Annotated in this window: 11 protein-coding genes; 3 read left to right on the top strand and 8 right to left on the bottom strand. The window is 43.1% G+C overall.

Translation table 11 applies throughout. From position 1 onward, the window contains the following. Positions 1 to 182 precede the first annotated feature (182 nt). Both AS141_RS20050 and AS141_RS20045 read left to right on the top strand, forming a co-directional pair. Positions 183 to 1,964 (top strand): glycoside hydrolase family 15 protein, encoded by a 1,782-nt coding sequence (locus AS141_RS20050; protein WP_057939481.1) that lies wholly within the window; start codon positions 183 to 185, stop codon positions 1,962 to 1,964. Between the two features lie 242 nt (positions 1,965 to 2,206). Continuing rightward, positions 2,207 to 3,097 carry an N-acetylmuramoyl-L-alanine amidase gene (locus AS141_RS20045; protein WP_057939480.1) on the top strand — a complete coding sequence of 297 codons (891 nt, stop codon included), beginning with the start codon at positions 2,207 to 2,209 and terminating at the stop codon, positions 3,095 to 3,097. 72 nt (positions 3,098 to 3,169) lie between these two features. On the opposite strand, the gene AS141_RS20040 is transcribed toward AS141_RS20045, so the two are convergent. The 8 genes from AS141_RS20040 to AS141_RS20005 all read right to left on the bottom strand — a co-directional run bounded on the left by AS141_RS20040 (position 3,170) and on the right by AS141_RS20005 (position 22,223). Then, the gene (locus AS141_RS20040; RefSeq protein ID WP_057939563.1) at positions 3,170 to 5,347 is read right to left on the bottom strand and encodes a bifunctional alpha,alpha-trehalose-phosphate synthase (UDP-forming)/trehalose-phosphatase; all 2,178 of its coding nucleotides are present in this window, start codon (positions 5,345 to 5,347) and stop codon (positions 3,170 to 3,172) included. Between the two features lie 171 nt (positions 5,348 to 5,518). Then, positions 5,519 to 6,859, bottom strand: a complete 1,341-nt coding sequence (locus AS141_RS20035; RefSeq protein ID WP_057939562.1) for a vanadium-dependent haloperoxidase — start codon at positions 6,857 to 6,859, stop codon at positions 5,519 to 5,521. 123 nt (positions 6,860 to 6,982) lie between these two features. Beyond that, positions 6,983 to 10,243 (bottom strand): VCBS repeat-containing protein, encoded by a 3,261-nt coding sequence (locus tag AS141_RS20030; RefSeq protein ID WP_057939561.1) that lies wholly within the window; start codon positions 10,241 to 10,243, stop codon positions 6,983 to 6,985. Position 10,244: 1 nt separating this feature from the next. Then, on the bottom strand, positions 10,245 to 13,556 hold the full coding sequence (locus AS141_RS20025; protein ID WP_057939479.1) for a VCBS repeat-containing protein: 3,312 nt from the start codon (positions 13,554 to 13,556) through the stop codon (positions 10,245 to 10,247). Continuing rightward, positions 13,553 to 14,158, bottom strand: a complete 606-nt coding sequence (locus AS141_RS20020; RefSeq protein ID WP_232424971.1) for a hypothetical protein — start codon at positions 14,156 to 14,158, stop codon at positions 13,553 to 13,555. Before AS141_RS20020 ends, AS141_RS20025 begins: the two co-directional genes overlap by 4 nt. Before the next feature lie 216 nt (positions 14,159 to 14,374). Next, positions 14,375 to 17,659 (bottom strand): VCBS repeat-containing protein, encoded by a 3,285-nt coding sequence (locus tag AS141_RS20015; RefSeq protein ID WP_057939478.1) that lies wholly within the window; start codon positions 17,657 to 17,659, stop codon positions 14,375 to 14,377. A gap of 69 nt (positions 17,660 to 17,728) precedes the next feature. Further along, positions 17,729 to 19,216, bottom strand: a complete 1,488-nt coding sequence (locus tag AS141_RS20010) for a RagB/SusD family nutrient uptake outer membrane protein (RefSeq protein ID WP_057939477.1) — start codon at positions 19,214 to 19,216, stop codon at positions 17,729 to 17,731. A 16-nt stretch (positions 19,217 to 19,232) separates the two neighbouring features. Continuing rightward, complete coding sequence (locus AS141_RS20005) at positions 19,233 to 22,223, bottom strand: SusC/RagA family TonB-linked outer membrane protein (protein WP_057939476.1); 2,991 nt, start codon at positions 22,221 to 22,223, stop codon at positions 19,233 to 19,235. A 621-nt stretch (positions 22,224 to 22,844) separates the two neighbouring features. Here AS141_RS20005 and AS141_RS20000 point away from each other — a divergent pair. After that, positions 22,845 to 25,502 (top strand): DUF5686 and carboxypeptidase regulatory-like domain-containing protein, encoded by a 2,658-nt coding sequence (locus AS141_RS20000; protein WP_057939475.1) that lies wholly within the window; start codon positions 22,845 to 22,847, stop codon positions 25,500 to 25,502. The last annotated feature ends 23 nt before the right edge of the window (positions 25,503 to 25,525 follow it).

Genomic DNA, 25,525 nt, shown 5'->3' with positions numbered 1-25,525 from the left:
TAGGGGACAGGATTTTTGCATTCTGCTCCCTTTTTTGCTTTCTTGCTTTAGACCCACTAGCCTGACTTTTCAATTTCAAACCTGACTTTAATGAAAGCAAGTATGACCCAAGCGTCACACACGGGGATGATTATCTCTCATGGGTGATTCCATATGGCCTTTAAAAGACAAATTATAAATACATGAAAAAACATACCTACGGAAGTGGGGTGATCGGTAATTGTGCCTATATCGCCCATGTGGAACTCGATACCAATATCAGCTGGATGTGTCTGCCTAGATTTGATTCTGATTTTATTTTTGGGGGAATGCTGGACCGGGAAAAAGGCGGAGAGTTTACCGTATATCCTGAATCTGGGGATTTTAAGTCATCCCAAGTCTATCTCGAAAACACCAATATTTTAAAGACTACTGTCAAATCCGGCGGAGACTGTTATTCGGTCACTGACTTTGCCCCACGATTTAAAAACTTTGACCGCTACTACAAACCACTGATGTTGATCCGTAAGATCGAAGCAGTATCCGGGTCTCCTACAATTAAAATCACCTGTAAACCCCGGGCGGATCGAGGGTCGAGGGCGTTGAGGGCTAGTATGGGATCCAATCATATTAGTTTTGCAGGAATAGATCAGGAACTACGACTCTCAACCAATGCCCCCCTGAGCTATGTGATTGATGAAAAAGCATTTCTATTGACCAAGCCTGTGTACTTGGTGTTGACCTTTGGAAGGCCTCTGGAAGCTCCTATTGAAACTACTTCTGAGCGTTTTCTTCATGCGACCACCGCTTACTGGCACGAATGGATAAAGTCCACAAGTATTTATAATTTTCACCAAAAACTGGTGCTCCGCTCGGCATTGATCCTTAAGATACACCAGTACGAAGACACCGGAGCAATCATTGCCGCATCAACCACGAGTCTTCCCGAATCCCCTGGGTCCACAAGAAATTGGGATTATCGCTACTGCTGGATACGGGATACTTATTATACCCTCACGTGTTTCAACAGTTTGGGACACTTTGAAGAGCTGGAAAAGTATTTTGAGTTTATACATAATCTGAAAACCGGCTCAGATGGACGCTACCAGCCACTTTACTCCATCACAGGTAATTCACTTTTGACAGAAGAAATCTCTGACCTTGCCGGGTATTTGGATAATAAACCAGTCCGCTTTGGGAATCAGGCTTACACGCACATTCAGAACGACCTATACGGTCAGGTGCTGGTGTCTTTATTGCCCCTTTATTCGGATCAGCGTTTTACCGAAGAGGAGAGAAGCAGTTCCAAGCCGATGATCATAAATCTGTTGAATAAGATTGAAGCTACTATGAATGAGAAAGATGCAGGGCTTTGGGAGTTTAGAAACCTAGCTCAGGAGCATTGCTATACGTTCTTGTTTCATTGGGCCGGAGCATGTGCTGCCGCAAAAATCGGTGTCCGGTTAAAGGATGATAGCTTATATCAAAAGGCAGTGGTGCTGAGGGATATGGCAGCGGCAAAGATTGAGGAGTGTTTTCTCCCGGACCGAAAGGCTTACGCACAGGCAATAGGATCCAGCTACATGGATGCTTCCACGCTCCAACTGATCACAATGGGGTATTTTGGAGATAATCTGGAGCGGGCAAATGATCATCTCAAAGCTTTGGAGGAAGAGCTGTTGGCCAAAGACTTCCTGTTCTACAGGTACAAGCACATGGATGATTTCGGGGTGCCTGAGACGACTTTCTTGATCTGTGCATTCTGGTATATAGAGGCTTTGGCCTGTGTCGGGAGATTGAATGAGGCGATAGACGGTTTTGAAACTTTGGTGAAATATTGTAATCACCTTCAGCTTTTCTCAGAAGATGTAGATCAGAAAACCGGTAGCCAGTGGGGGAATTTTCCGCAGGCATACTCCCATGTCGGCCTAATGAATGCAGCTTTCCGTATCGGGAAGAAGCTTGATAGGCCTAATTTCTTGTAAGTCAATCCCGCAGATGAAGTTTAAATTTCCCACAGAATAACGCGGATGAAAAGCGCTGATTGCCGCAAATGATTTACTGAGAATAGCAAACTAAAGTATTGTCCTGCTTTTGGGTTGTCCTGCTTCTGCTGAAGCAGGACTTGTTTTTTTGGGATCTTGTTCAATTACCTGATTTTCTACAGCTGGTTTTCAGGTTTAGTACAATACTTGTAGCTTCAGCTTCTGATTAACTATTTCTTCCCATGAGTTCCAATAGAATCTCTGTTGCTATTTTATTGATTTTTACTTTGTTAGCTTTTGCTTGCTCGCAGAATATTTACAGAGAAAATAATAAAGCACATAAAAAAACAGTAAAAGAAGCCGCCGCAATTATTCAGGAAATCCCTAAAACCAAAGCTGAACTTGACTATGACACACTGAGCATTACCGATGAGTGGGTGGGCACCACTAATTTTAGCATCAGGAAGCCAAACTATGTCATCATCCATCATACTGCCCAGGATTCGCTTGCGCAGACAATTAGCACCTTTACCTTGCCCAGGACCCAGGTGAGCTCGCATTATGTAGTAGGTAGAGATGGCGAAATCGTGCAGATGCTCAATGATTACCTGCGTTCATGGCATGCAGGAAAAGGTAGGTGGGGAAATGACACGGATTTGAATTCTGCTTCCATTGGTGTTGAATTGGATAATAACGGCAGTGAGCCATTTACAACAGCTCAAATAGAAAGTCTTTTGGTGTTGCTGAAGCGGTTGAAATGGAAATACGGAATTCCTACCGCAAATTTCATTGGTCATTCTGATATTGCTCCCTCCCGGAAAGTCGACCCTAGTATTTATTTCCCCTGGAAAAAACTGGCGGAAGAAGGCTATGGATTGTGGTATGAGGAAGAGGTGGTTTTTCCAGTGCTTACATTTCAGGATAGTTCGTCGATAGCTATTGAAAATACTGATACAATACCCGAAGAAAGGATAGATCCAATGCTTGCGTTGAGGATTATTGGATATGATGTTAGTGATCCTAAAGCAGCGATGCGCTCGTTTAAACTTCATTTTGTGCAGCGTGATATAGAATCGGGCTGGACGGAAACTGATCAACGAATTCTGGAAAATCTGTATAAGAAGTATTTGTAGGTGATAACTGCAGTGGGTACAATGATGTAAGGGCGAAAAATCTTTCGCCCTTACATTAAATTTTTAACCCAATTAAGAAGTCAATTTCTGAAGCAGTTGCCTTACCTGCCTGAATGATTTGATGTTGTAATTTGCTTGTGTGTACGCGTAACCAACGCGGATGGAATAAGCATTTTTCGGCATTGCCTTGAAGGTGTCTTCATCTGTCCAGTCGTCACCGATGGCAAGTACAAAATCATATTCTATTCCCTTCATCATCGCTGTGGCCGCACGGCCCTTGTTGATATCCGGACGTTTGATTTCCAATACCATATTTCCTTCCAATACCTGTAGGTTATAACCTCTTGCCATGTATTTCAAATGACTGAAAAGCTCGCGCATTCTAAGATCTCCCAGCCCGCTTTCCACTTTTCTGTAATGCCAAACCAGGGAATGATGCTTCTCTTCGATAAATGCCCCGGGAGTTCGCAGGACGTAATATTCCATCACTTTTCGGATGTCATCCTTCCATGAGTCTTCTACTTCTGCATAGAGTTCCCAATCAGTCTTCTTGTCCTCTTTCCTTTTCACCCACACCCCATGCTCGGCGATCATGTCTATATCCTGTCCTTCAAACCATTTGCCCAGGGTATCCTTGTCTCTTCCTGAGATGATCACAACCTGAGCTTTGGGGCTTAGATCTGAGATGATCTCCTTCAATTCCGTATCAGGCAATGCTTTTTGCGGGTCTGAATGAAAACCAGTCAATGTTCCGTCATAGTCTAGGAACAAAATAGCATTCTTGGCTTTTTTAAAACTGGTCTGAATCTCATTCATCACCTTGGCATCCACGTCTTTGGATGTAAGTTCTTCTTGCTTTTGCTTTACATGATCCAGGCGATCCATGAACACTTTAACCCACTGGAAAACATCGTACTTTTTAAGACTCTCCTGCATGCTACTCATCCTGGCAATTTGCTCTGTCTGGGGCATTGAGAGCGCATTGTAGATCGCATCGACCACGCCCTGTCTATCATTTGGATTGACAAGGATGGCATCCTGGAGCTCTTTGGAAGCCCCCGCCATTTCCGAAAGGATCAATACGCCGGTCTGGTCGGTTTTGCTTGCCACAAATTCCTTGCAGACCAGGTTCATCCCGTCGCGCAGTGGAGTCACCAGTGCGATATCTGACATGTTATAGAATGCGCTGAGTTCCTCGAAAGGGAAGCTGCGATAGAAATAATGTACGGGTACCCAGTTCAGGGTGGAATATTCACTGTTGATCCGTCCCACCAAGAGGTCGATTTCTTCTTTGAGTTCCTTGTAAGATTGTACTTTGTCGCGACTCGGGACCACGATCATGATCATGGACACTTTGCCGTGAAGCTCTGGATGCTGCTCCAGCAATTGGTTGAAGGCCTGGATGCGCTGGGGGATTCCTTTCGAATAATCCAGCCTATCGATGGTAAGCAGTAGTTTTTGATCTTCCACCTGCTTGCCGAATTCTTCTACAAAGCGGAGCGTTCTTTTACTTTTGGCCTGTTTGGCAAACTTGTGGTAATCAATTCCCATAGGGAAAGAATCGACATTGATGATTCTATTTTCAGCTTGGATGTACCCACTTTCGTTAGATAGTCCAGTGATTCTCCCCACAGCACTTAGAAAGTGACGCATGTCGTCATAGGTGTGAAAACCGATTAAATCTGCCCCGCATACACCTGAAAGGAGTTCTTTTCTCCAAGGGATCATCCGCAGGATCTCGTAGGAAGGAAATGGGATATGTTGAAAAAATGCGATGGTGGCATTGGGAAGTACTTCCCGTAGCATTTGGGGAAGCAGCAACAACTGATAATCGTGAATCCAGATCGTGTCCTCAGGTCCAGCTTTTTTTAATATAGCATCGCAAAACTTTTGATTTACCCGCACATACGCTTCCCAGTGTTCAGGGTTGTAAACCATGTACTGGGTAAAATAATGGAATGCTGGCCAGAGTGTCTCGTTACTGAATCCTTCGTAGAACTGTTCTACGTCCTCTTTGGAAAGGAAGACCGGAGCCATTTTAAGTTCATGAAGTTCGAGAATGATTTCTGCCCGCTGTTCCGGATCATCCACGGTATTTCCCGGCCAGCCTATCCAGATGTTTTCTCCTTCTTTGTAGATAGATCCTAGGCCTGTGGCCAATCCTCCGGCACTTGGTTTGAATTCAAATCGGCCATTTCTGTGTCTTAGACTGATAGGAAGACGATTGGAAACGATAATGGTTTTTGACATAAAGGAATAGTTTAAAAACAAGAAAAGGAAAAATCCCATTCAAAAAGGTGATAAGAGAAGGTACAGAATATCTCTTGGAATAAAAACAACAGAAGGGGTGATGAGTTCAATCTTGATCAGGATTTCATAAGTTGGAACCAAAAAGCACCCGCGATGGCGGATCCTTTTTGGTTAGTTGCTTGCTACACTTTTTGACTTGGTATCCACTTTTGTCCAGATGAACTTTGCCAGATCCCGCCCTTCGGTTATGCCGTATTCTATAGCTGGGCGATAGTGAATCCCTCCATAAAATCTGCTTAATGCAGCCTCTTCAGCAGCTTGGGAGAAAGACTCGTATTCCCGTACAGGAAGACCATAAGCCACTTCAGAACTATCAACGATATGGAATTCATCGCCGAAAAGTTGGGCCAATGTATAAGCCGAAGCAGCCGAGGCCACGCTATGTCCGCTGGTATGCTCAGGAAATGGAGGGGTTTGCAACAGTGGAACCCACTGCTCGTCGATATGTTGATTGATGTAGGTTTCCGGTCTGATTAGGTTGCTGCGGTATTTTTCATCCCAACAGGAAATAAAGGCCTCATTAAGGGAAATTCCGGTCATAGCAAACACTTCTGCTGTGCCTTTCCAATCCCTTCCGGCTGCTTTGGAAGCTATTGCAGCGATACTCATCCAATGACCGCCAGGGGTGATTTTCTTCTCAGCAAACATCACATGGCCTTTTACATTCATTTTGTATGGATTACAATCCCAAAATAGCGCAATGTCTTTCTGGGCCTGTGTGGCATTGATATCGGCATTATAGACCTCCAGGGCAACATTGTAAAACTCACTTCCTTTTTCTGTAGAGAACGGCGGAGGGGGTAAAGGTTTGAACTGGGAGGCTGAGTCCAACACAAAGGTTCTGATTTTACTCCAATGGGGCTCTATGGCTTCCATGTAGGCGGGTGGGGTAGGCTGCCAGGTTCCCTCTTCGCCAGTTACGGTGAATTTAGGGAAAGAGCGGCTCTGGTGATAATTGTCCTTTGAGGAATAGGCTTTGATCACATCACCTACTTCTTTGCCGAAAGCGATGGAGGCTTCGAAGACTTCCTCGGGAATTCCTTTTTCCCTCAAAGCTGCAAACGTAGCGTCTCTATGCTCATTCATCATGTCCTCTGAGAATATCAATCCTGTTCCCACGTAATAATAGGCTGCCAGTGAAGCTAAAGGAGGATAAACCTTTTCCGAAGGAGTAAAAATCACCTTTTCTGATCCGTTTAATTGTCCCAAAAGTGAGGCGTATTCAGGGTCGACAGAGGCAGCAACTTCATAGGCAGCAAGAGAGGCGTAAGTGTAGATTCTCGTCGCCACAGGCGGAGAGAAAATATCGTGGATAATCACTTCTGTGATTCTATCTTGAGCTTCGCTAATGTAGTGGCCATCCGTGATGGCCTGGGAATAATCGACTTGTTTTGTGCAAGAGACAGCAATCAGGAGAATTCCTGAAAAGAGCATGAATTTTACGGTACGCATATTTTGGGATTTGTTTTTTGTGATTTTAGAAGCCAAAATCACGTTGAAGCTTGATAAATCGGAACTCAATTCATTCTGTTTGGATTCCAAAGCTATTGGAAATTAGGGAAGTAACAAAGGGGTTTAATCAAGTTTGATCCAATATAAAGGTCCTGAATTGCTTCCTGCTACCCCGAAAGCCCTGTGGTTAACCGTGATTTTTTTGATGTTTCTAATTTCTGATTTTGGTGAAATCGTACTTTGTAATTCCTGGTTTTCCCAACTACCCTCTCTCCACCGTAAAGATGAAAAAGCTGAAGCCAAATTTTTTCCCAGGTCTACCCTAAAATCAGAAAAATTACCCCCAAGTAAAACTGTCCCCGATTCCTCATCCCAGCATACAGAAAGAATAGGGGACAGTTGAGCAGAATCCGGGAATGGTTCAAAGACAAAGCTGCCGTCAGCCTGTTGAAAGTATACGCCAGAACGAAATTCGTAAACAGGGTATTTAGCTACTTGCTCCAGCACTTCATCTCCAAATAAATCTGTAGGTTCAGCAATTGTAGAAAATTCCTGATAGGTGGTATGTTTTCTTTTTATTCCCGGGATTTGCTTGATCAGGTCATCGCGAGTAGCAAATGGAACCAGGCGCTCTTCCATGTAGTGGAATAGGATGGGATCTGCTTGGCCATTTTGATCAAAATCCCCGTGGTAAAGCCAAACAGGTTTATCTTGGCTCGCTTTTAGTTTAGTATTGAGCCCGAGGTTTCCAGTCAAAATATCCAGTCTGCCATCCCCGTTGACATCTGCAATTTCCAAACTTTGAATCCATCCTGAAGAGTGTTCCAGCCCAACTGCTGTTTTTTCAGTATACTCCTTTCCTCTTTTATTTTCAAAAATCCTGATACCCTGCCAATCGCCTGTCAACACCAATTCACTTTTTCCGTCCTTGTCCAAGTCTGACCAAACAGCCGAATTTACCATTCCGAAGTCTGTGTTGGGACCAAACCACTCTTCGGTTTTATCGAGAAATTTACCATCGCCCTCATTGATAAACAACATGCTTTTTGGACTTGCTCCATAATCTCCGCTTACCACCGAACTCCCCACAAAAACATCCACATCGCCATCTGCATCTATATCCACTAATGCCAGTGCAGATGTATTTTCGCCTAGCATAGGAAGGGACATGGGGCTAAATTGAAAATCTCCTTTGCCATTCCCAAAAAACACCCTGTCCGAATTAAATAGTGAACCCGTTGAATGTTCATTTCCTCCGCTCCCAACATACAGATCCAGGTTTCGGTCTCCATTGAAGTCCGCAAACGCAGCTACTACATCTTCAGCTTTGGCTAACCGATCAAAGATTTCATTTTCTTTTTCTTCAAAATTCCCGTCAGGAAGTTGAAGGAATAGTGCGCCTGATTGCTCCTGGGCACCTCCAACAAAAATATCATCGAGCCCGTCGCCATTTACATCTCCCACTGCCAAGGCAGGCCCCATGCTGGCAAAACTTCTGGGAATCAGGTATTCCCGCTTGGTTTCGTCCAGCATGTTTTTTTCCCGATGTTCCCATGGGATTTGAGGAAATGAAGATGGTGTTTCAAGCTTCTCAGATTTTTTTATCGGCTTGCCTTCTCCTTGGGTAAGGTGGATTGTTTGGTTGATTTTGAAGGAAGGAAAAATTTCTTCTAGCCCATCTGGCCACGTTACTGAAACAGAATCTATAGTCTGCGCTTTTCCCAATCCAAAGACCAAGGTAGATGAGGTAGCTGACATAAAACCCTTACTTCCCGAATAGTGCTGAAACAAACTCTTTTCACTACTATGAATCCCAACTTTGGTGCCCAACGCACCTGGGTTGTATCCGTTAGCTGAAAGGTTGACGCGAAGAAAAGAATTACCGGATTTCTCAGAATGATTTTGGTAGATAAATGCGGGCTGGTTAAGGTTGTTGATAATCAGATCCAGATCTCCGTCGTTGTCCAAATCCGCGTAAGTAGAGCCATTGGAATAGCTAGGTTGATCCAGCCCCCAGGAAGCTGCCTGATTTTCAAATTTTAAGTTTCCCATATTTTGAAAACTAAGATTTGGCAATTTTACAGTTGGCAGCATTTCGATCTGCGTTTGAAGATACTGTTCTGGGTTTAGGTTGGGATCCGCTTGTTGGCTATACTGGATAAAATCAAGATCATTCGGTCTCTTTTCAATCCCGTTGGTTATGTGAATGTCCGTTAATCCATCATTGTCCATGTCAAAAATCAGTGGCGACCAACTCCAGTCTGAAGCATGCACACCGGCAAATAAAGCGATGTCGCTGAACCCTTTCTTTCCCTGGTTTAACTGGAGATGGTTCCTAACATATTGGTCGGCATAGCCAAACTGTTTTTTGATCTGGTAGACTTCCGCCTTGTCCTCACCAACGGATTTCATCCATATCTCAGGCGCAAGAGGAAGCATGTCTGTCGTGATTATTTCCGGTAATCCATCGCCGGTGATGTCCGCTAGGTCATTTCCCATGCTGTATCGACTTGTACTGGCGATTGATTTTTCCAGCGATTCACTGAAAGTCCCGTCCTGTTGGTTGAGGTAGAGGTAATCGTTCTCGGTGAAGTCATTGGAAATGTAAATGTCCGGCCAGCCATCTGCATTGATGTCTGCTACTGCTATTCCAAGTCCGAAACCCAAAATACTTGAGTAAATACCTGATTCCTCGGTCACATCCTCAAAGCCAATATTTCCTTCCGAAAGCAGATTTTTAAACAATTTATCGCCCAAAGCATCCGGATTTTGTCGTTGGTCGGCAGAGGTAAATACTTCGGGCGATTTTACGGAATGATTCAATAGATATAGGTCCAAGTCGCCATCCCTATCGTAATCGAGAAAAGCTGCTTGGGTGCTAAATCCTACGAAATCAACGCCATATTCTTCTGCCTGATCAATAAATTCATTGTTTCCCTGATTGATGAAAAGCCGGTTCTTCCCTGATAAACCCTTATAGTTCCCGATCTGAGAGATATAAATATCGAGCATTCCATCTCCGTTTATGTCAGCCATCGTCACACCGGTAGACCAGCTTCCGTCTGTAGCTACGCCTGCGGATTCTGTGATGTCTTCAAACTGGAAGTTGCCCTTGTTGAGGTAAAGGCGGTTGGTCGTTTGGTTAGCTGCGAAATATAGATCAACCAGCCCATCGTTATTTATATCTCCCGCTGCTACTCCTCCACCATTATAAAAGTATAGGTATTCAAGGATATTGAGGGAATCTGAAGAGCTAAGGCTGTTTTCGAAATCAATACCAGTGGATTCTGAAGGCATCAATTCAAAGAGTTTATTCTCTTCTTTGGTATCGCAGGATAAAAGAAGCGCAAGCCCAAGTGAAATTGCAGCAGAGAATTTTTTCATTTCAATAGTTCCAGATTTCTGCTGATGCACTGTTTTTAACTACCAAAAGCTTACCCTCACCAAGCTCTGCAAATGCCCTGATGTCTCCTTCTAGCTGAAGTCCGTTTTCAGCATTTGGCCAATAGCGGAAAGTACCGTCTCCTTTTCCAAGTAGTACATCGCCATAACTGGCGTCATATTTACCTACCTCAGGTTTGGCATTGAATAGATTCCCCCCTAAGATAAGGTCCATTTTACCGTCTTTATCGAGGTCAGTAACCTGGATTGCAAAAACATAAGAACGTTGAGCCATCCGCGGAAATGGCTTCCATGAAAATTTGCCATTGCCTTCATTCATCAGCACACCTGATTCTAGGCTGTTGAGTTCACTTATTATTGACTTTTCAAGTATCTCCTGAGAAAAAATGTCGGCCAGTTTCTCGTTATTATAGTTGCTGTAGCGCATGTACTTTTTCTTCACGGAAGGAATTTGTCTTTCCAATTCGTGTTTTAAAGTATAGGGAATCTGAGCTTCTCCTTCTTGTCGGGTGAAAATATGTTCAATGGACCCGTTCTGGTCAAAGTCGTTTAAGTACATTTTCACGGGCGTAGTTTTCGAGGCCTTAAATCGTGAGTTCAAACCATTGTTCCCTAAAATCAAATCGGGAAATCCATTGCCATCTAAATCTGCCACTTCAAGTACCCTGTACCAACCTTTTAAATTGTCTAATTCCGGCATTTCGATTTTTTGAAGTTTGCTTCCTGTATTTCTAAAGAAAACCGGGGCAGTCCATTCACCTGCCAGCACAAGGTCCTGCATTCCATCGCCGTCCCAGTCGACTACTTTGGCATCTGTAATCATCCCTATTTCTTTCATCTCGGGGGCGAAAGTAGAAGTTTGGTCTGTGAAGTTGCCTTTGCCATCATTGATCCAAATGCTGCTGCTCGCCGGAGCGCCATACACAAAAGGGACCAGTCTTCCTCCGATGAACAAATCCGGTGCTCCGTCCTCGTTGAGGTCAAGAACTTGGGCAACCGAGCTGCTGCCCCGTTTTGCATTGAACCCTGCTTGGGAACTTTTGGTGAAATTGCCCTTGGCGTCGTTGAGATATAGTCTGTCTGCCAGCTCCGGCGTGTTAAGTCCCGATTCATTTCCCCCGGACAATACAAGTAAATCAATAAAGCCATCCAGATTGCCATCAAGGAAAACGGCATCAACATCCTCAGAAATAGCATCCACAGAAAATGCGGTTTGATCAGATAAAGTGAATTTCCCAGTGCTTGACCCGAGGTACAACTTTCCCGAAAATCCTTTGGCTCCCCCAAAATACAAATCATCAAATCCGTCGCCGTTTACATCAGCTTTTGCAAAAGCAGGACCTTCTGTGGAATACATGTGAAAAGTCAGCCTGTCGCGGTCGAAGTCTACTGCGGGATTTTCTTCATGCGAAAAATCGATGGAAGTGTTTATTTCCTTCCTGAAAAATTTAGTAGGGCTTTTCCCGAAAAAGTCTTCGCTCTCGGCCAACCGGTTAGAGTCCTCCCATTTCAGGGTAAGTAAATTGTCCGCCTGAATATTTTTGGCAACGGAAATACGGCCGTCCGGCCAGAGAACTTCAACTTTATCTACCGTCTTGGCTTCCCCAAGGCCAATTGTCAGTTTAGGGTCTACAGAGGATTCAAATCCTCTATTCGGCATTTGTTCAGTGTAGATGAGATGGTCTCCGATTAGTAGTTTCACTTGTGCTCCAATAGCCTGGGTGTTTTTGCCCTTTCCCACGAGTTTAATCTGCAGCGAATGATAGTCAGGGTTGGACTTTCGTCCGGTGTTCTTAAATACAGAAGCCTGTTTGTTCACATTGTTGACGACCAAATCCAGCGTGCCATCATTGTCCAAATCACCGTAAGCAGCCCCGTTGGAATGTATTGGCTCACCAAATCCCCAAGCGGAAGAAGCGTTTTCAAAAGTTAAATCCCCCAAATTCCTAAACGCGTAGTTCGGGACAGGATTGATAGGTATAGGGTCAATCAATGCCTTATAATCCACACCATCCTCAGAGATTATTTTGATTTTTGTCTCTTCATTATCTATGAAATTCAGGTAGTCCAAATCGGTGATATCCTGATAGATTCCATTGGCGACGAACAGGTCACGCCTGCCGTCATTGTCCATATCAAAAATCAAGGCGCCCCAGCTCCAATCTGTAGCCTCTACATTTGCCATCCTGCCCATTTCACTGAATGTTCCATCTCCATTATTGATATGGAGCATGTTTCTGGAGAATTGATAATGGTAGCCGTGATTTTTGTTGAATTTGAATTTATCCCAATTTTCAAATGTCGTTACCTGCTTGAGCCTTGCCTGTGGCTCAGGAAGCATATCGGTCACAAAAATATCAAGCAAACCGTCCCCATTGATATCTGCTATATCTGCCCCCATGGATGCAGCCGAAATAGAGCGCATTGATTTTTCCAATGATTCAGTGAAAGTGCCGTCTTGATTATTGATGTATAGATAGTCTTTTTCGAAAAAATCATTGGAGATAAAGATGTCCGGCCATGTATCCTGATTGACATCTCCGATGGTGATTCCTAGTCCAAAGCCTATAATTGACCCATAAATGCCTGCTTCTTCACTGACATCGACGAATTTCCCATCGTCATTTCTAAACAATTTGTCGCCACCCACTGGGTCACGATTAGGACGCTCATTTTGCATCTTATTAAAGCTGCCAATAGCTTGGTAACTGTTATTTAGAAGATAGACATCAAGATCTCCATCCTTATCGTAATCGAAGAAAACTGCATGGGTGGAAAACCCTTTATCTGCAAGCCCATATTCTTCAGCTTGCTCGGTAAAAGTGCCGTCACCCTGATTGATATAAAGTTCATTTTGCTTATTGTCACCGGCAATATCCCCGGAATTACAGACGTAGATATCCAGAAATCCATCGCCATTGATGTCTGCCATAGCGACTCCTGTGCTCCACGCCTGGGTACCTGCCAGGCCAGCGGATTCTGTAATGTCTTCAAACTTAAATTCTCCTTTATTCAGGTATAATTTGTTGTCCCCCAGATTTGCAGTAAGAAAGATGTCCAGTAATCCGTCGTTATTTATGTCACCTAAAGCTACCCCCCCTCCATTATAATAGTTTCTGTAGGTGAAGATGTTGAATTCCTCATCGTAAGTAAGATCGTTACTGAAATCCACTCCGGTATAGTCAGCGCGTAGTGATTCAAATAGGGTTGGTACCTCTTTTTTCTTTTTCTCTGTACAAGCCAAAAGAAGAGAAAATAGGATTAGGCAAATTATACTTTTCAATAGTGATCTCATTCCATCTTTTTTTGAACCGGCAGATCTACAATTTCAGCTCTGACCCGCGACAAGTGTTTTTTAAATACCCGTATTCTCCTATTTCCATCCATTTTCACAAAAGCAACCTGGGTCCGATCTTCATTGGACACTTCAATGAATCCTTCTCCGTACCATTCTTCTAGCAGTACTATTGTATCTTCTAAAAGTTTATCTGCGGATAATTCTTCATTCCAAGGCGCCCATCCTTCATAAGAAAATTCCATAGGCATAAGGTATATGTTATCTTCAAAGAAGTCAGGATAAAATTGCATTTTGGCAGCATTACCCGAAGGCATGTCAAGGCTGTAGACTACTGAAAGTTCCGATGCACCATTGACCAAAACGCCCTGTTTATTTAGTTCCCAACATGTTTCAAAGAATTTTTTTTTGCTCATTTTGAGTTCCAGACCCAAAAACAATCCATTCTCTACTTTTCCTGAGGCAAGCTCAGTTTCTTCTAGTTTTTGGTACTCGGTTTTACAGGATAAGAGGAGAAAAAGAACCGTCAAATTAAGGGCTTGTTTAATTATCGTTCTACCTGTGCCTTTTTTACGGAATCTTAAAAATCTTTGGTATAGCATTGTTCTTAAATTCAATTAGATTGTTATTGTAGTTTAGTTGTAATTCTATACTCCAGAATTTAATATCAGACTTTTCACCTATAGGATCTATGAATTTCTGCTTGGTGAACGCCTTTGTGATACCTGGCAAGCTCAGGGGTGTCGAAAATCCCTTCATTCAGCTATACAGTATTCTATTTATCCATTGCCTGGAGTTGTCAATTTGTATTTGTCCGACTAAGGAATTGCTAAAATCATAGGAGCCTCATTGTTTCTGAAAACCAGTAAATGTGGTTTGTCCTTAATTGCTATTTGCAGCATGCTGCGAATTTCCCCATTTACTTTCAAACCACTTTCCTGCGGCTTTGCTATTTCCCAGCTGCCATTTTTATTTTGTTGCATCACCCATCCGTAGCTTCCCAATTGGCTTCCCAATTCTGGTTTTATCTTACTTTGGTTTCCCCCTACAATAAGGAGGTTCCTGCTATCTTTCGTAGTGCTTTTTACAATTGAGTAGATTGATGAAGATTGGACTTCCTGTGGAAGCAATGCTTCTTTGAACGTACCATCGCCTTGATTTACCCAAAGAGTTGAGGCGAGCTTGTCCACGGTTAAAGTTATGGATTTCGAGAGAATGGTAGTTGGAAGAAGTTCTTCCAGGCTTTTGTTTTTGTAGGAGTCATACGTTGAAAGTTGCTTTCTCAAACCCGGTAGCTGCTTAAGAAGGGAATTTCTCATAACCCAGGGAATGGATCTCCCATCTTGCTTTGAGACTAAAATATGCTCAATTGCCCCATTTTGATCAAAATCATTGATGACTAATTGAAGCTGGTTTGATGGAGAGCTGTGAAGTCTTGTGTTAAGACCGGTATTTCCGGCAAAGATATCCGGCAATCCATCACCAGTGAGGTCATCTACCAACAGCGTGTTCCATAACCCTCTCGTATTTTCTAAACCAGCTTGGGAAGTTATTTCAATGAAATCTCCGTTTATAAAACTAAAAATCCGCACAGGCATCCATTCACCGGACAGTACCAGTTCCATGGTGCCATCTTGATCCAAATCCACCCACTTTCCATCTGTCAGCATCCCTAGTGAATTCAGTGATTCCGAATAGGAGGAAGTGGTATTAGTGAAGTTTCCATTGCCGTCATTATGCCAGATTTCCAGACCAGTAGGTATCCCATAGGCGAAAGGCACAGAACGATAGCCTACGATCAAATCTTCATCCTTGTCTCCATCCAAGTCAGTGGACACAATAAATGAAGTGGGCTTTGGAGAGAATACTACATTGGATTTGGAGTAATTTCCCTTTCCATCATTGAGGTAAAGCCGGTCCCGGAAATAAGGGGAGTGGTCAGAAAACTCAATTCCACCTGCCCCTACTATAAGGTCAGGGTGCCCATCTCCGTTGGCATCAAAGAAATGACCTAGAATGTCTTCGGCAAGGGAATCATTTTCAAAAAGCATTGTATTTACCGGGACAAATTGGCCTGAAGTCGATTGGGTAAACAAACCGGAGGCCTGTCCTTTGGCTCCGGGGATAAAGATATCTTCCAATTCATCATTATTGATATCTGCTTTGGCTGCCTTCGGGCCTTCATTGGATATCATCCAGAAACGAAGCCTGTCTCTATCAAAATCAATAAAATTACTTTCAATGTGCTTAAATGGGATCTCGCTTTTGGTTTCGGTGAAAAGCGTCTTACTTAAAAGATCCTCTTCATTAGGTTTCCCGCTGTCGTCAGCTGTTGGGACCAGGAGCTGGTTTACGGTAATGTCTTTCAGTAGACTTCGCTGCCTCCCTGGCCAGAGAATCTGAATTGAATCTATTCGGCTTGCCTGGCCCAATCCAAAATGAAGTCTAGGATCCACGGAAGACATATATCCTTTAACAGGCTGATATTCCTGGTAATAAGAATTTTTCCCCACGAAACATGTCACTTGGGCACCGAAATTTTGGCCTAAATCTACTTGAAGATAATTGCCTAAACCAAGTTCATTGGTATTGTTCCTATAAATAAATGCCTCATCATTTAGATTATTAATGACAAGATCTAAGTCTCCGTCATTGTCCAGATCAGCATATGCCGATCCTGTACTGAATGTCAGCGATGAAAGACCAGCTGAATCTGCGATGCTTGAAAACTGCCAGTTTCCATGGTTTTTAAACAAATAATTTCTTTGAGGACTGGAAGGGAATTGATCTATCATATTGATCAATAATGTGGAGTCACGTTTATTGGAGGCTATTTTATCCTGGTTGTGCGAATAATAATCCACAAAGTCAAAATCCGTCAAATCTTTCACAATTCCATTTGCCACGAAAATATCTTTGAATCCATCATTGTCCGCATCGAAGATCAAAGCTCCCCAACTCCAATCAGTAGCTTCTACCCCAACTTGTCTTGCAACTTCTATAAACGCCGGCAGTCCAGTAACAGGATCTTTTCCAAGATTTCTTTGAAGCGTATTTCTAGTGAATTGACTGTGATAGCCCGCGTTTATATTTGCCTGGTATTTATCCCAGTCTTCAAGTGGTGTATTGGTTTTTATTCTTTCCAAAGTAGCAGGAAGCATTTCTGTCACAAAGATGTCGGGAAGAAGGTCGTTATCCAGATCTGCGATATCAGCCCCCATGGAACCTAAACTCGTCTCAGGGATAAGCGCTGGAAGCATCTCAGTAAAAGTACCATCTTGATTATTGAGATACAGATAATCCCGTTCGAAGAAATCGTTAGACACATATAAATCAGGCCATGAATCCTGATTGAGATCTGCGACCGTTACTCCAAGTCCGTAGCCTATGCTGCTTCCGTAGATATTTGCCCCTTCACTGATATCGGTAAATCTTCCGCCGTCATTCCTGAAAAGCTTATTGCCTCCATCAGGATCGCGGGTTTCCCGCTGCCCGATCCTGAGATCATAGATGCCTACTGACCTAGGGGAATTGCTGAGCAGGTACATATCTAAGTCCCCATCTTTATCAAAATCAAAAAATACGGCGTGTTGTGACAAGCCTATTTCATCAAGTCCGTAAGATTTGGCTTGTTCGGAAAAAGTCAGATCACCGTTGTTTATGAATAATTCATTGTGTCTTTTTTCTGCTCCCAGCGGGCCCGATTTACAAACATAAATATCAGGGAGAGTATCCCCGTTCACATCGGCGATACTTACGCCTGTGGACCAGATACCTAAGCTTTCCAGGCCGGCTGAGCTGGTAATGTCCTTGAATTTCAGGCCTCCAAGATTGAGGTATAGTTTGTTGGAAGTCTGGTTACCTGCAAAGAAAATGTCGATCAAACCATCCTGATTTATATCTGCGAGTGCAACTCCGGCTCCATTAAAGAAATTTCTAAAAGTATAAGGGTTAACATGTTCGGTATAGGCTAGGTCATTTCGAAATTCTATTCCTGTATGATCACTTTCCAAAAGCTCAAAAAGCATTTTATCCTTGATTTTTTCTTGCGTGCAAGACGCCAATGCAAGGAGTATCAATGAAAGGATTAGTCTGGAAGCCATGTGATATTATGAAAAAAGGAAAGGTACTGTTAACAGCACCCTTCCTTTCCAAAATAATTCAAAATTTAATTAATAGCCAGGGTTTTGAACCAGGTTAGGGTTAGTGCTAATTTGTATCTGAGGGATAGGGAAAATATTTCTATAAGGCTCAGAGGCCGCTTTTTCCCACCATGGCTGATTGAATTTTCCGAAGCGGATCTGATCTGTTCTTCTAGTAGCTTCAGCAAACATTTCCCGGCCTCTTTCATCGTAGATATCTTCCAGCGTCATATTGGTAAATGGTTCTACTTCTGCTCTCGCACGGATTTGATTCACGATGTCTGTTGCCTCGGCCACTTTGCCTTGTCTGAATTTTGCCTCTGCACTTACCAGCATGATATCCGCATATCGGAAAAGCGGGTAATCGTTGCTAAGGTTACTGTTTGATCCGGGAGCAAATTCGAATTTGCCGATTCTGGCCCCATCTTGTCTCAAAGCTTTTGGGGTTAGTTCCCGGATGGTTGGTGAGAATGTAAGTGGGGCCCCATCAGGATCCTCTGGCTCAAATGAAGCATCATTCAACCTGGCTCCAGAGGAGGAAAACTGAGGGCCAACTATGAAGTTGTCTTTTCTCACATCCTCATCTTCGTACGTATTGTAAAACTCTTCCAGTGAAGCATAGCCATTCCATGGCTGCTCTTGCAAATCATAAGTTTGCTGGTTCAATGCATGTAGGGTCATCATAGAAAGATTGAATCCTGTAGCATTATTCGCATCATAAGGAAGGGTCAGAATGTTTTCTGAAGATCCTCCATTTATGGTTGCAAAATTGGCAAAGTAGTTAGGGGAAAGTGAATACACGCCGCTCGCAATGATCTCGTCCGCTACTTCTTCTGCATCTGCCCATCTCGGGGTGCCGGTGTAAACTTCGGCATTTAAGTAAAGCTTAGCCAATATCGCTTTAGCGGAATAGTAATTCAAGACGGTTTTTTTATCCTCTTTGGTTAACAGGTCAATGTTGTCTAAAATTGAATTTTCAATAAAATCGAAGACTTCTTGTCTTGAACTGTTAGTTGGATTTGACCCGAGATCATCTTCGGTTGAAATAGGGACATTTCCATAGACATCTATAAGCCATGAATACACCAATGCTCTTAGGATTGATAATTCTGCTTTCAATTCAGGAAAATTAGGATACTGTACTATAAGATTATTGATCTCTCCAATAGCTGTATAGCAATAATCCCAGGTCCCGCTAATCGAAGGCTCGGATGGCTCCCAGGTATGGCGGTGAAGTCTCACCCAGGCATTACCATCCTGCCAGTCAGGGCCCCTAGTAGGCACTACCACTTCATCGGAAGAAACTTCATGCAATGACCAGATTCCGCCACTTGCACCCCAGCTACCTATGATTCTTGAATAAGCAGAGGCTTTTAATACTGGGATCAAATTTGGGTCCGTACTGTTATTGATCTGCTCTTGGGTGACTCCGTCAAGCACTTCTTGATCCAGTTCCCAACAGGCGCCCATAAGCACAATTAAGCTCAAAAGGCAGATGTTTTTTATATAGTTTGACATAGCTATGTATTTTTAACTATTTGAAATTAAGTGATAGCCCTAAAGTGAATGACCTGATCTGAAAATAGGTATTCATCCGTTCGATTCCAGGTGATAGTGCTGTGGTGAAACCATTCGTGTTATTGGCATCAGTCAGTCTGGCCTCAGGATCCACACCGGTATATCCTGTGATCGTAAATAGGTTCTGAGCGGCAAAGTAGAGTCGTAATGAACTGATGTTTTTAGAATTAGTCTTGAAATTGTGACCCAGTTCTAAATTGTCCAATCTCACGAATGACGCGTCTTCTACATAGGAGCTGTTATAAGTAGGTGCAGCTGTTACTAATGGATTGGTAGGGGTTTTATCAGTAATTACTGAGTTATAGGCGTTTGATCCGCCGTCAGCATTTTCATAGAATCCTCTATAGGAGTTGTATAATGTGTGCCCCCAAACACCTCTAAGGAAGAAACTGAAATCCCACTGATTGTAGGAGAATCTGTTGGCAAAACCAAATTCTCCTTTTGGAAGCCCGTTTCCAACTTTTTCAAATTCATCCGGGTTTGTTGTTGAGAGTATGTAATCGCCGTCTTCGGTGTATCCTTCTAATATTGGCCCATAAGTATCTCCCAGAGTTTGACCTACCCTATTGTAGATAATTGGATTGCTATTCTGTCCCGGAGAACCTGGGGTGGCGTAGCGAAGCTCATCGAAGCCCAGGTCTCCAGAAGAGAAGCTCTCAATGGTCGTTTTGTCATAAATTGTGAAATTTACATTTGGAGTCCAATTCACGCGTCCAAGATTAATGGAGTTTACACCTACAGCAAATTCAAATCCGGCAGCCCGAAGATCTGCCAAATTCACCCAGGTGGAAGCGACAGTATTGAATCTGCCCGGGTCAAACTGGTTTGGAGTACCAGGTGATACAGGAACATTGAAAAGCAAATCAGATATATTGCGGATGTAATAATCTACACTACCCGCCACTTTGTCATTCCAAATGCCGAAATCAATACCGAAGTTTAACTCCTGTTTACTTTCCCACTTCAGATCACGATTTGGATTAGAACTCTGAACAAGGCTTACATAGAGATCATTGGTTGTTTGAGGGTCTCCGTCAAGATCAACTCTGTTTCCATTCGTGAACGCACCAATTGCAAGGGTGGGAGATGGGGGTAAGTTTCCTGTTACCCCAAAGGATACCCTTGGTTTAAACTGACTGATTACTCCCATATCAAATAATTGATTGAAGTCCGAACCTAAACTAAAAGCTGGGAAAACCCCCGTTTGGTTATTTGCCCCAAAACCTGAATAGGTTTCTGCTCTCACTGAAGCTGAGAAGAAGAAGGTGTTTCTGTAATTGAAGTTAGCTCTACCGAACAAAGAGTTTAACTGATCTTCGTTAGCGTAAGAAGACATTTCTGTGTTGTTTCCTACACGGATAGAGCCCCCTCCCAGGTTGTCCCACCCCGTATCAAAGAGATATTGTCTGGACCTGGCATTGAAGCCCTGGTTTTTGGTGGATTGCATTCCCACCCCTCCGAGGAGTGTCATATTCAGGTTGTTATTAAAATCGTGCTCGTAGCGTAGCGTTGATTCAAATATTTGGCGGAGCCTGTCATTTGTAATTCGCTGTGCAGATCCTCCTGCGCCAAATCCTACCGCAAAATCCTGTTTTGCCCAAAAGTTACCATTAAGTTCATTCCGGGTATCCTGAGAATATTGCGCAGAAAGCGTAAGCCTATCCAGGATATCATATTCTACTAAAGCTGAGAAAAGTGAGGACTTAATCTCACTGACGAACTTTTGCTGATTGACTAGGGCAATAGGATTAAAATAATCAGTGATTGAGCGCTGGAAATAGCCTCCATACTTGGCAGCATCTTCAGAATCCTCAAATATAGGAGCAGTAGGGTTGTAAATGGTGGCATATCTGAATGCGTCATTATTGACCCTTTCTTGGTCCTCGTTTGTGACAGAAAGGTTGATGTTGAAGCGTAATCTATTGTCCAAGGCTCCCTGACGTAAGTTAAGTCTTGCGTTAAGTCGTTTATTTTCAACTCCATTGATTACCCCCTTGTTGTCTCGGTAATTGACCGAAGCAAGGTAGTTGGTGTTATTGAATCCACCTGAAATACTGGCGCTGTTGGAAGAAGAGAAAGAGTTGCTGAGCATTTCTCCTCTCCAGTCCGTACGGCTTCCAAAATCCGTTCCCCCTCTTTCGATAAATTCTTCCACAGAAAGTGTGGGGATAAGATTGGTAGCTTGATTTATAGTTCCATAGGAATTGATGTTAACATTAGTAGTTCCTTCCCGGTTATTCGGCCTGTTTGTGGTGACCAATATAACCCCAGAAGAGCCCCTTGCTCCATAGATAGCCGCTGCGGAACCGTCTTTCAGCACGTCGATAGATTGAATATCATTGGGATCCACATTTTCTAATGATGCTCCGATCACTCCATCCAGTACCACCAGCGGGGAGGAGTTTGCTCCAAAAGTCGATAAGCCTCTAAGTCTGACTTCAAAACCACCATTTGGATTTCCCCCTGGTTTGGTGATGGACAGACCGGCTACTTTTCCTTGTAGAAGCTGTGCAGGATTGGCAATATTACCCCGGTTGAATTCCTCTGGCTTCACCCCAACCACTGCAGAGGTAATTTCTTTCTTATCCTGTGATCCATAGCCAATCACCACGGCTTCTTCCAGGCTCTGAATATCCTCTTCAAGATTTATAGTCAGGTTAGTCTGATTGCCTACTTCCACTTCCTTAGGAATATAGCCCACAAAGGAAACCACGAGTATATTATCCCCTGGTTGCAGTTCGATAGTAAAGGTGCCGTCAATGTCGGTAGGTACTCCCCGGGTGGTGCCCTTTATCAGGACGGTAGCTCCTGGGATGGGTTCTCCGAAAGCTGGATCCATCACCGTCCCGGTAACAGTCCTATTTTGGGCGTTAGCTACAAGAGCAGCGCAGAAGATTAGCGCCAGGGTCAGGAGAAACGCTTTTGGCTTTTGTAAATAGTTTATCATAAGGTTTATTGGTTGATAAGATTGAAATAGGTCTGGATAGCATATTATTTCGGGATCTAAAGTCTGCTAATAATTTAAATTTTGCAATTATTAACATTTTTTCGAAGTAAAGGATGAAGAAAATAGTTTAACAGAATAATGTAAATTTTAGGAATTGTATAATAAAAGCGATAGTTGTCTGTCATAATGTTAATGGAAATCGATTTCTGTTTTCGAAATATCATGGAACAGAGTTTTTTTTAAAAATTGGAAAAAATAATCCTCCCGTTCAAAATGGATTTTTACCAGTTAAAAACATTTTTAAAAATTTCAATAAAGAGCGGTCTGAAAATGAAAAACTCATGATAAGTTTTTGTCCCCTATTAGGCTACTTCTCCAGCAGCTGCCATGACTAAAGAACAAGCCTCCCAACTTGTGCTGTGTATAATGCGATCCTCTGACAAGGCCCCACCATGGCCAAGTCACAAGGGTGACATATCTGCGGGTAGGCAAAGCATAAACGAGCAGGCGCCAGACACCCGGCATCCAACATCGGATTCTGTTGCTAAATCATCTTAAAACCACGGACAGATAAAGTCCGTTTTTGAAAAGCTGTTTATCTTGAGATACAAACCAACTTTTATGAAAAAACAAGTACACTTAATTCTTTTCTTAAGCATTTCTTTTACATCATTATTGTTTGTCAATCATACAAGCGCCCAAGGTATAAGGGGAAAAGTGAAATCTGCTTCAGGAGAGCCATTGGCTTTTGCCTCAGTCTATATCCGAAATCTGGGTGATGGCGTGCCTACCAATGAGGAAGGCAATTATGAGTACAAACTTCCGAAGGGTGTTTATGATGTGTTGGTTCAATACCTAGGCTACAAATCCCAGCTTGAGACGATTATAGTAGCAGATGAATGGATCGTTAAAGACTTCGTGCTGGAACAGCAGGACTATACCTTGGCTGAGGTGGAAGTGAGGGCTGGGGCAGAAGATCCTGCGCTGACCATCATGCGTAAAGCCATAGCAAAAGCAAAATATCACAGGCTTCAGATCCAGAAGTACAGTATGACTGTATACCTGAAAGGAACAGGAAAACTAACGGATGCGCCCTTTTTTCTAAGGAAAACCATAGAAAAAGAAGGTCTAAAGCTAAATGAGGCTTATACCTCTGAGTCGGTGTCGAGAATCACCTTCACCCAACCGAATAAAGTGGAAGAAAAAGTGATCTCAATCCGGACAAATGGAGATAATCAATCCACTTCTCCGGCACCTTATATTCAGACCACTTTTTATCAGGAGAAAATCAATGGGATCATCTCGCCTCTCTCCAGGTCTGCTTTCCAGTATTATAAATTCCGGTATGAAGGAAGTTTTCTCGATCAGAATGTGGTAGTTAATAAAATCAGAGTGACACCAAGATCCCGAGGTGAGCAGGTGTTCGAGGGGTTTATCTATATTATAGAGGATCTGTGGGCTATTCATAGTCTGAACCTGCAGACTTCATTGCTTGGATTTCAGATTCAGGCCAAGCAGCAGTACGCGCCTGTCGCTGAAAATGTCTGGATGCCACTGACGCATACCTATGATTTTGGAGGAAAGATGTTGGGATTTGAAGGGAATTTTAAGTACCTGGCCTCTACGCGTGAGTATGAAATAGAACTGAATCCTGACCTTGAAATTGTACCTGAAATTATTGACGAGAAGGTTCAGGAGATACCTGAGAATGCAGTGGAATTTAATAAGTCGGTCTCTGCCTTGGAACAGCTCGCTACGGAAGAACCCAAGACACGCAAGGAATACCGCAAGCTGCTGAATGAATATGAGAAGGAGTCCATAAAGGAGCTGGAAGAACCGGATGTGGTGCAGGAAAGCTATTATGAGGTGGATTCGATGGCTAAAAAATACGATCAGGCTTACTGGGATAGTATTCGTCCCGTGCCGTTGACTGAGAGTGAGATTCAGGGGTATCAGCGTGACGATAGCTTGGCCACAGTGGAAGCTGCGAAGCTGAGTGATGTAGACTCCATAGCCAAAAAAGCAAGGAGGAAATATAAACCGCTTGACTTCATGAACGGTGCTTCCTACAGCTTGGGCAATGGAGCTTCCCTGGGTTTTAAACAAAATTGGACCAAGATATCCTTTAATACGGTGGAGGGTTTCAAGCTTGGAATGGGACTCTTTTATAGAAAACAATCAGAGACGAAACTTGCAGATAGTGTGAGCGTGCATCGTAAAAGCTTTAATGTTGAACCTGAGTTGCGCTATGGATTTTCGAGTGACAGATTCTATGGGAAAGTCGACTTCCGCTGGTCAAGCACTTTGCCAATCTCAGGTACCACCTTTGGGATAAAAGGAGGTCGATATATTGACCAATTCAATGGCGGAGAGCCTATTAATGAGCAGGTAAATGCCCTGTATTCCCTGTTTTTCCGGCAAAATTACATGAAGCTTTATGAGCAGGATTTTGCCCAGGCCTATTGGGCACATCGGGTAAACGGTGGGGTTACCTATCGCGTAAATCTGACTTACGCCCAGCGTGCAGAATTATTCAATACTAATAATTACAGCTTCTATAATAAGCCAGAACGGGAATATTCCCCGAACCAGCCTGAGAATGTGGAGACAAATCCGGCATCATTTAGCGACCATAATATTCTAAAATTGAATGCTGGACTGGAATGGCGCCCAGGAATAAAATATGGGATTAGGAATGGAAGGAAGTATCCGATTTCTGATCGTTCTCCGCTGCTAAAGTTGAGTTATAACAAGGCTTTTGGGGGGATTTCCGCAGACGGTACAGCTGCTGATTTTGACCAGTTGGAGATGGGAATTCAGCACACCTACACCTTTGGAGTCAGCGGAAAGTTGGATTTCAATCTTACCGCAGGGGCATTTTTGTCAAATGATCAAGTGTATTTTCCGGATTTCCAGCATTTCGGAGGGAATAGAACTATTTTCTCAAACTTTGGACCAGCGTCCAATTATCGCTTTATGGATTATTATATGTACAGTACAAACACCAAGTACTTTTCAGGGATAGTACATTACCAGTTTAGGAAGTTTATTTTCACACAATTGCCTATGCTCAGATTCTCCGGGGTAAGAGAGAATATTTTCTTGAATTATTTGAAGACAGACAATTCTCCGCACTATTGGGAAGTCGGGTATTCCTTAGACAATCTGTTTAGAATTTTCAGGGTAGAAATGGGGGCTGGTTTTGAAAATTCTGATTACTTGCGCGGGGGGGTACGTTTTGGGGTTGCCACCTTTATCAATTTGAATTTTGATAACTAATCAAAAAATAAAATTAAAAACCC

The sequence above is a fragment of the Algoriphagus resistens genome, from assembly GCF_001442615.1.
GTDB lineage: Bacteria > Bacteroidota > Bacteroidia > Cytophagales > Cyclobacteriaceae > Algoriphagus > Algoriphagus resistens.
Note: the sequence above shows the minus strand (reverse complement) of the source record. Positions and strands in the feature narration are given on the sequence as shown.